The sequence below is a fragment of the Microbacterium sp. genome (genome assembly GCF_036566905.1).
GTDB lineage: Bacteria > Actinomycetota > Actinomycetes > Actinomycetales > Microbacteriaceae > Microbacterium.
On record NZ_DATCVK010000162.1, the window covers coordinates 1 to 6399 of the forward strand.

Genomic DNA, 6399 nt, shown 5'->3' on the forward strand with positions numbered 1-6399 from the left:
AGCAGCGCCGCCATCTGGTCCATGATGCCGGTGGGGGCGCCGACGGCGCCGGCGGCCAGCGCCGCCTCCACCGCGGTGTCGAGCTCGGGCACGGAGATCTCGAAGTCGTCGCGCATCGAGGCGTGCGACGCGACGAGGAGGTCGCCGATGGCGGTCGGGCCCTGCTCGCGGAGGGTGCGCACGGTGTCGAGCACGCGCTGGTTCTCGGTGACGATGTGGCGCACGCGACGGAACGTCACGTCGTCGACGAGCTCGGCGAGACGGGGGAGATCTTCGAGGCTGACATCCCGCAGCGCGGGAACGCCGAGCGCGGCGGCTCCGCGCTCGCAGGCGGCCCGGCGCTCGCCGTAGCCGCCGGTCGCGTGCGAGTGCTTCACGCCGGTGTCGATGACGACGAGCTCGAGCCCGGCATCCGCGAAGCCGAGCTCGACGACCTCTGTCTCGAGCGAGCGGCAGTCCAGGAAGATCGCGGCGTCGGCGCGGCCGAGCAGCGCCGCCATCTGGTCCATGATGCCGGTGGGGGCGCCGACGGCCTCGTTCTCGGCGCGGCGGCCGACCTTCGCCAGGGCGACGCGGTCGATGTCGATTCCCCACGCGTCGGCGAGGGCGACGGCGGTCGCGCCCTCGATCGCCGCCGACGACGACAGCCCCGCGCCGACGGGCACGTCGGAGGCGAAGGCGAGGTCGACGCCGGGGACGGACGCCGGGTCGGTTTCGGATGCCGCCAGCAGCGCCCACGCCACACCCAGCGGGTAACGGGCCCACTCGGGCACCTCGTCGCGGCGCTCGGGGAAGACCTCCGCGAGCTCGGCCACGGCCAGCTCGGCGGTCGTGCCGTCGAACGTCGAGGCGACGCGCACGCGGAAGACCCCGTCGGCACGCGGGGCGAGCGCGACGTGCGTGCGGTGCTGGATGGCGAAGGGCAGCACGAAGCCGTCGTTGTAGTCGGTGTGCTCGCCGATGAGGTTCACGCGCCCGGGGGCCGACCAGGTGCCGACCGGTTCGGCGCCGAACCGGTCGGCGAAGAGTGCCCGGGAGTTCGCGGCGGCGCGGGTGTCGGTGGCGGTCACGGGGTCTCCTCGGGGATGGATGCGACGGCCTCGCGCAGCTTCGCGGCGGCCGACTCGGGCGGGATGTCGCCGATCCAGGCGCCCATGGCGGCCTCGGATCCGGCGAGGAACTTGAGCTTGTCGGCGGCCCGGCGCGGCGACGTGAGCTGCAGGTGCAGCCGTGCCGTATCGCGACCGCGGTGCACGGGGGCCTGATGCCACGCCGCGATGTACGGCGTCGGCGAGTCGTAGAGCGCGTCGACGCCGCGCAGCAGACGCAGGTACAGGGGAGCGAGCTCGTCGCGCTCGGCATCCGTCGTCGCGGCGAAGTCGGCGACGTGGCGGTGGGGCAGCAGGTGGATCTCGATCGGCCAGCGTGCGGCGAACGGCACGAATGCCGTCCAATGCTCGCCCTCGAGGATCACGCGCTCGCCCGCGCGCTCGAAGGCGAGGATGCGCTCGAAGAGGTCGGGTCCTTCGCGGTCGATCGATGCGAGCAGGCTCGTGGTGCGCGGCGTGATGTACGGGTACGCGTAGATCTGCCCGTGCGGGTGGGGGAGCGTCACGCCGATCGCCTCGCCGCGGTTCTCGAACGGGAACACCTGCTCGACGCCGGGGAGCGCCGACAGCGCGGCGGTGCGGTCGGCCCACGCCTCGATGACGGTGCGGGCCCGGGTGCGGCTGAGAGAGCCGAACGACCCGGAGTGCTCGGGGCTGAAGCACACGACCTCGCAGCGGCCGACGCTCGTGCGCGTGCGGCCGAGGCCGGGGGCGACGAGATCGTCGAGGTCGCGGGGGGCGTCGGCGCCAGCCGGCGCATCGCCGAGCGCTTCCGTGAGGGCCGGGCCGAACGACGGCGACTTGTTCTCGAAGACGGCAACGTCGTACCGCGACGGGATCTCGGACGGGTTCGTCGGCGTCTGCGGTGCGAGCGGGTCGAGCTCGGCGGGCGGCAGGAACGCGCGGTTCTGGCGTGCGGCAGCGATCGAGACCCAGTCGCCGGTGAGCACGTCGCGACGCATGGTCGCGGTCTCGGGCCGGGGCGCGAGGTCCCGCGCATCCACGGAGCGCTCCGGGCCGAGCGCCGTGCCGGGGTCGTCGTAGTAGATGAGGTCGCGGCCGTCGGCGAGTCGGGTCGGGCGCTTGACGACACCGGCGCCGAGCGCTTCGCCCGGAAGATCGCGGGCCGACGTCGCTAGGTCATCCAGGGGCGTGTTCACGTCAACACGGTAGCAAGTCCGCTATGTTAGCGTCAACATGGATCAGGGAACGCGGATGCCGCGCGTCACGCTTCGCTCGGCATCCGAGCCGAATCGGGGTGGGTTATGACGGCCAGGCGGGTGTCGATGGCGGACGTGGCCGAGCGCGCCGGCGTCTCGGGTCAGACCGTGTCGCGCGTGGTCAACGCGAGCCCGCGCGTCGATCCCGAGACCCGCGCCCGGGTCGAGTCGGCGATGTCGGAGCTCGGTTACCGTCCGCATCGCGCGGCCCGCGCGTTGCGCACCGGTCGCACTCAGACCATCGGCCTCGTGGTGTCGACGCTCGCCTCGGTCGGCAACTCCCGCATGCTGCAGGCGGTGGCGGATGCCGCGGCCGCCCGCGGCTACGCGCTCACCGTCGTCACGCTCGGCGCCCAGGGTGACGTGTCGGCCGCCTTCGAGCGCCTGTCCGACCAGGGGGTCGATGGCGCGATCGTGCTGAACGAGGCGACCGAGCGCGTGCGCGAGGCCGACCTCCGCGCGGCGGGACTGACGTTGGTGGTCGTCGACTCACCGCGCGATGAGCGCTTCGGTGTCATCGAGACCGACCACTCGGGCGGCGCGCGACTGGCCGTGGGCCACCTCCTCGACCTCGGGCACGCGACGGTCCACCATCTGGCAGGGCCCGCGGGCTCGTTCGCCGCGGACGAGCGCGAGCGGGGCTGGCGCGAGGCACTGCACGCGTCGGGCGCGCAGGTCCCGCCCGTGGTGCGCGGAGACTGGACCTCGGCGTCGGGGTTCGCCGCGGCATCCGCTCTCCTCGATGGCGGCACGACTGCCGTCTTCGCCGCCAACGACCAGATGGCGCTGGGCGTCCTGCGCGCGTTCGCCGAGGCGGGGCGCGCGGTGCCGGCGGACGTGAGCGTCGTCGGGTTCGACGACGTGGCGGATGCCGCCGACTACCGCCCGCCGCTCACCACGGTGCGCCAGGACTTCGACGCGCTCGGATCGCGCGCGGTCGCGGCGCTCGTCGAGGGCATCGAGGCCGGCGCTCCCGCCGCGTTCGAGACGCTGCCGACGCGGCTCGTCGTGCGCGCGAGCACGGCGCCCGCCCGCTGAGTTCGCCTTTCGCGCCTCCGCGCTCGTCGTTCGGGTGTCACGAAGTGCGGCATCCGCCAGTGTGTCGGCGCGTTTCGTGACACCCGAGCACACAGCAGTGACCCATCAATGGCCGAGGGTGAGACTCAGACGTGGGCGTTGCGGCGGGCTTCCCAGCCGCTCTGCACCATCTCGTCGACGGTGTAGCGGTTCTTCCAGTCGAGGTCGCGGGCGGCGAGCTCGCCGGTCGCGACGATGCGGTCGGGGTCGCCGGCGCGGCGGGGCGCGATCTCGGGCGTGAAGCTGATCCCCGTGACGCGCGCCATCGCGTCCATGATCTCGCGCACGCTCAGGCCGTTCTGCGAGCCGAGGTTGTACGCGGGCTCGATCGGCCGGTTCGCGAGCAGGCGCTGCGCAGCCGCGACGTGGGCGGCCGCGATGTCGGCGACGTGAACGTAGTCGCGCACGTTGGTGCCGTCGGGGGTGTCGTAGTCGTCGCCGTTGATGCGCGGGGTGCGCCCCTCGATGAGCGCCTCGAAGACCAGCGGGAACAGGTTGTGCGGGCTGGTGTCGTAGACGGCGGGGTCTCCGGATCCCACGACGTTGAAGTAGCGCAGCGCGGTGTAGCGGAGCGCGTGCTCGGAGGCGGCGGTGGCGATCGCCTGGTCGCGGATGAGCCACTCGCCGATGAGCTTGGACTCGCCGTACGGCGAGGCCGGGCGCTTGGGCAGGTCCTCGGTCACGAGGGGCACGTCGGGCGTGCCGTAGACGGCGGCCGACGACGAGAACACCAGGTGGGCGACATCCGCCGCCTGCATCGCCGCGAGGAGCGCCCGGGTGCCCTCGACGTTCTGCGCGTAGGTGTGCAGCGGGCGCTGCACCGAGACGCCGGCGTACTTGAAGCCGGCGAGGTGGATGACGCCCTCGACGCGGTGTTCGCGCAGCGTGCGCTCGACGAGGTCGGCGTCGAGGATCGAGCCGGTGACGAACGGCACGCCCTCGGGCACGAAGCCGGCGTGCCCGCTCGAGAGGTCGTCGATGACGACGGGCGAGAGGCCCGCGTCGGCGAGCGCGCGGACGATGTGGGCGCCGATGTAGCCGGCACCTCCGGTCACGAGCCAGGTCATGTCACTCCGTTGGTCGGATTCAGCTGGGGTCGGTTCGCCGAGCGGCGCCGCTTCCATTCTGCCGGGTTCGCCGGACCGCTCCGGATCCGGGCGTCAGACCCCGGCCGACCAGCGCGCCGCGCGCTGCAGCAGCGCGACATGGGAGGGGGAGTCGAAGGCGCGCTCGTCGTGGCCGAGCGATGACACGACGGCGCGCGTGGGGCGCTCCCGCACCCAGACGGCCGGATGCTCGACGCCGTCGACGTCGTGCACGGCGAGCACGCGCACGCCGTCGTCGACCACGAGCTCGCTGTAGCGCTCGTCGAACACGTCGATCGGCGGCATCCCCTCGGTCACGGGGTGGTCGCCGTCGACGATCCTGACGCGTGCGTCGCCGATCGGCGGGTGCCACGACAGGCCCGGCTGCCACTCGCCGCCGATCGCCTCGCGCCACGCCGGATGATCGCGCAGGCTCGACAGTGCCGAGTGGATGGCGACGAGCCCGATGCCGCGGGCGATCGCGGCTCGCAGCCCCGCGTCGGCGGCGAGATCGGCGCGGCGGCCGAGCTCGGTGCCGCCCTCGCGCCACGGGTCGCCCGCGTTGACGATGAGCAGGTCGGCGCCGTCGAGCGTCGCGAGCGCGTGGTCGACGTCGTCATCCACCGTGACGTCCCACCCGTCGCAGCGCAGCGCCGCCGCGATGCGCGCGGAGGTCGCGGGGAAGGGATGCCAGGGGTCGGCGTAGCGGCCGGTTCCGGTGGCGATCACCGCGCGTGGCGCTGAGGGCTCGGCTTCCGGGTGGTCCATGGATACCATGATCTGCAGGATAACGCTTTCCCGCATGGATGTCGCCACCACCGGCGCAGCCGTGCGCTCCCGAGGAGAATGACGCCATGGCCCATACCGTCGTGATCGCCCCCGATTCGTTCAAGGGCACCATCGGTGCGGCCGCGGCGGCCGAGGCCCTCGCCGCCGGGTGGCGGCGGGTGCGGCCGTCCGACGACGTCCGGCTGATGCCGATGGCCGACGGCGGCGAGGGCACCGTCGACGCGTTCGCGGCCGCGGTGCCGGGTGCGCGCCGCATGCCCGTGACGGTGAGCGGTCCCGAGGGTACGCCGGTCGACGCGTCCTGGGTGCTGCTGTCCGCCACCGCGGAGGCCCCGCGTGGAACCGCTGTCGTGGAGCTCGCGAACACGAGCGGCATCGAGCTGCTCGGCACGCCGCCGCGGCTGCGTGCCTTCGACGCGCACACACGGGGCTTCGGCGAGGCCATCGCCGCCGCGCTGGCCCACGGCGTCTCGCGGCTGGTGCTCGGCATCGGCTCGAGCTCGTCCACCGACGGCGGCACGGGCATGCTCACGGCGCTCGGGGCACGGTTCACGGATGCCGCGGGCGCGCCCATCGTCGACGGTGCGCGAGGTGTCGCCACGGTGTCGGCGGCGGACCTGTCTGGCCTCGCGCCCCTGCCGCCGCAAGGCGTGACCGTGCTCAGCGACGTGACCAACCCTCTGCTCGGCACACGCGGCGCAGCCGCCGTCTTCGGCCCGCAGAAGGGTGCGGACCCGGACGACGTCCTCGCACTGGACGCGGCGCTCGCGCGCCTGGCGGCGCTGGTCGACGCGGATCCGGATGCCGCGGGCGCCGGCGCGGCGGGCGGCACGGGCTTCGGCCTGCTGGCATGGGGTGCTCGGCTCGTGCCCGGCTCGGCGGCGGTCGCGGAGCTCGTGGGGCTCGACACCGCGGTTGCTGCGGCGGACGTGGTGGTCACCGGCGAAGGGTCGTACGACGGGCAGTCCGCCGCAGGCAAGGTGCCCGCTCACGTCGGTGCGATCGCGGCGTCCGCCGGGGTGCCGTCCGCGCTGGTCGCGGGGCGCATCACCGGCGAAGCCGACACCGCCGGCTTCGCCGCGACGTCGTCGCTGACCGCCCTCGCCGGGTCGGGGGATG

General features: G+C 73.7%; 6 protein-coding genes. 2 read left to right on the forward strand and 4 right to left on the reverse strand.

Translation table 11 applies throughout. From position 1 onward, the window contains the following. Positions 1 to 1070: galactokinase (galK, locus tag VIP82_RS12245; protein ID WP_331908938.1), on the reverse strand; the 1070-nt coding region annotated here is incomplete at its 3' end. Continuing rightward, positions 1067 to 2257, reverse strand: coding sequence for a galactose-1-phosphate uridylyltransferase (gene galT / locus VIP82_RS12250; protein WP_331908948.1), 1191 nt, complete (start codon positions 2255 to 2257; stop codon positions 1067 to 1069). The genes galK and galT, both read right to left, overlap by 4 nt. Positions 2258 to 2395: 138 nt before the next feature. On the opposite strand from galT, the gene VIP82_RS12255 reads away from it, so the two are divergent. Next, positions 2396 to 3367 carry a LacI family DNA-binding transcriptional regulator gene (locus VIP82_RS12255; RefSeq protein WP_331908940.1) on the forward strand — a complete coding sequence of 324 codons (972 nt, stop codon included), beginning with the start codon at positions 2396 to 2398 and terminating at the stop codon, positions 3365 to 3367. A 125-nt stretch (positions 3368 to 3492) separates the two neighbouring features. Here VIP82_RS12255 and galE read toward each other — a convergent pair whose 3' ends face one another. Together galE and VIP82_RS12265 are read right to left on the reverse strand one after the other, a co-directional pair. Further along, positions 3493 to 4473, reverse strand: a complete 981-nt coding sequence (gene galE / locus VIP82_RS12260; protein WP_331908942.1) for a UDP-glucose 4-epimerase GalE — start codon at positions 4471 to 4473, stop codon at positions 3493 to 3495. 93 nt (positions 4474 to 4566) lie between these two features. Continuing rightward, positions 4567 to 5268: a ThuA domain-containing protein gene (locus VIP82_RS12265; protein ID WP_331908944.1), complete on the reverse strand. Its 702-nt coding sequence runs from the start codon at positions 5266 to 5268 to the stop codon at positions 4567 to 4569. A 77-nt stretch (positions 5269 to 5345) separates the two neighbouring features. Here VIP82_RS12265 and VIP82_RS12270 point away from each other — a divergent pair. Continuing rightward, positions 5346 to 6399 (forward strand): glycerate kinase (locus VIP82_RS12270; protein WP_331908946.1); only part of this gene is annotated, 1054 nt, incomplete at its 3' end.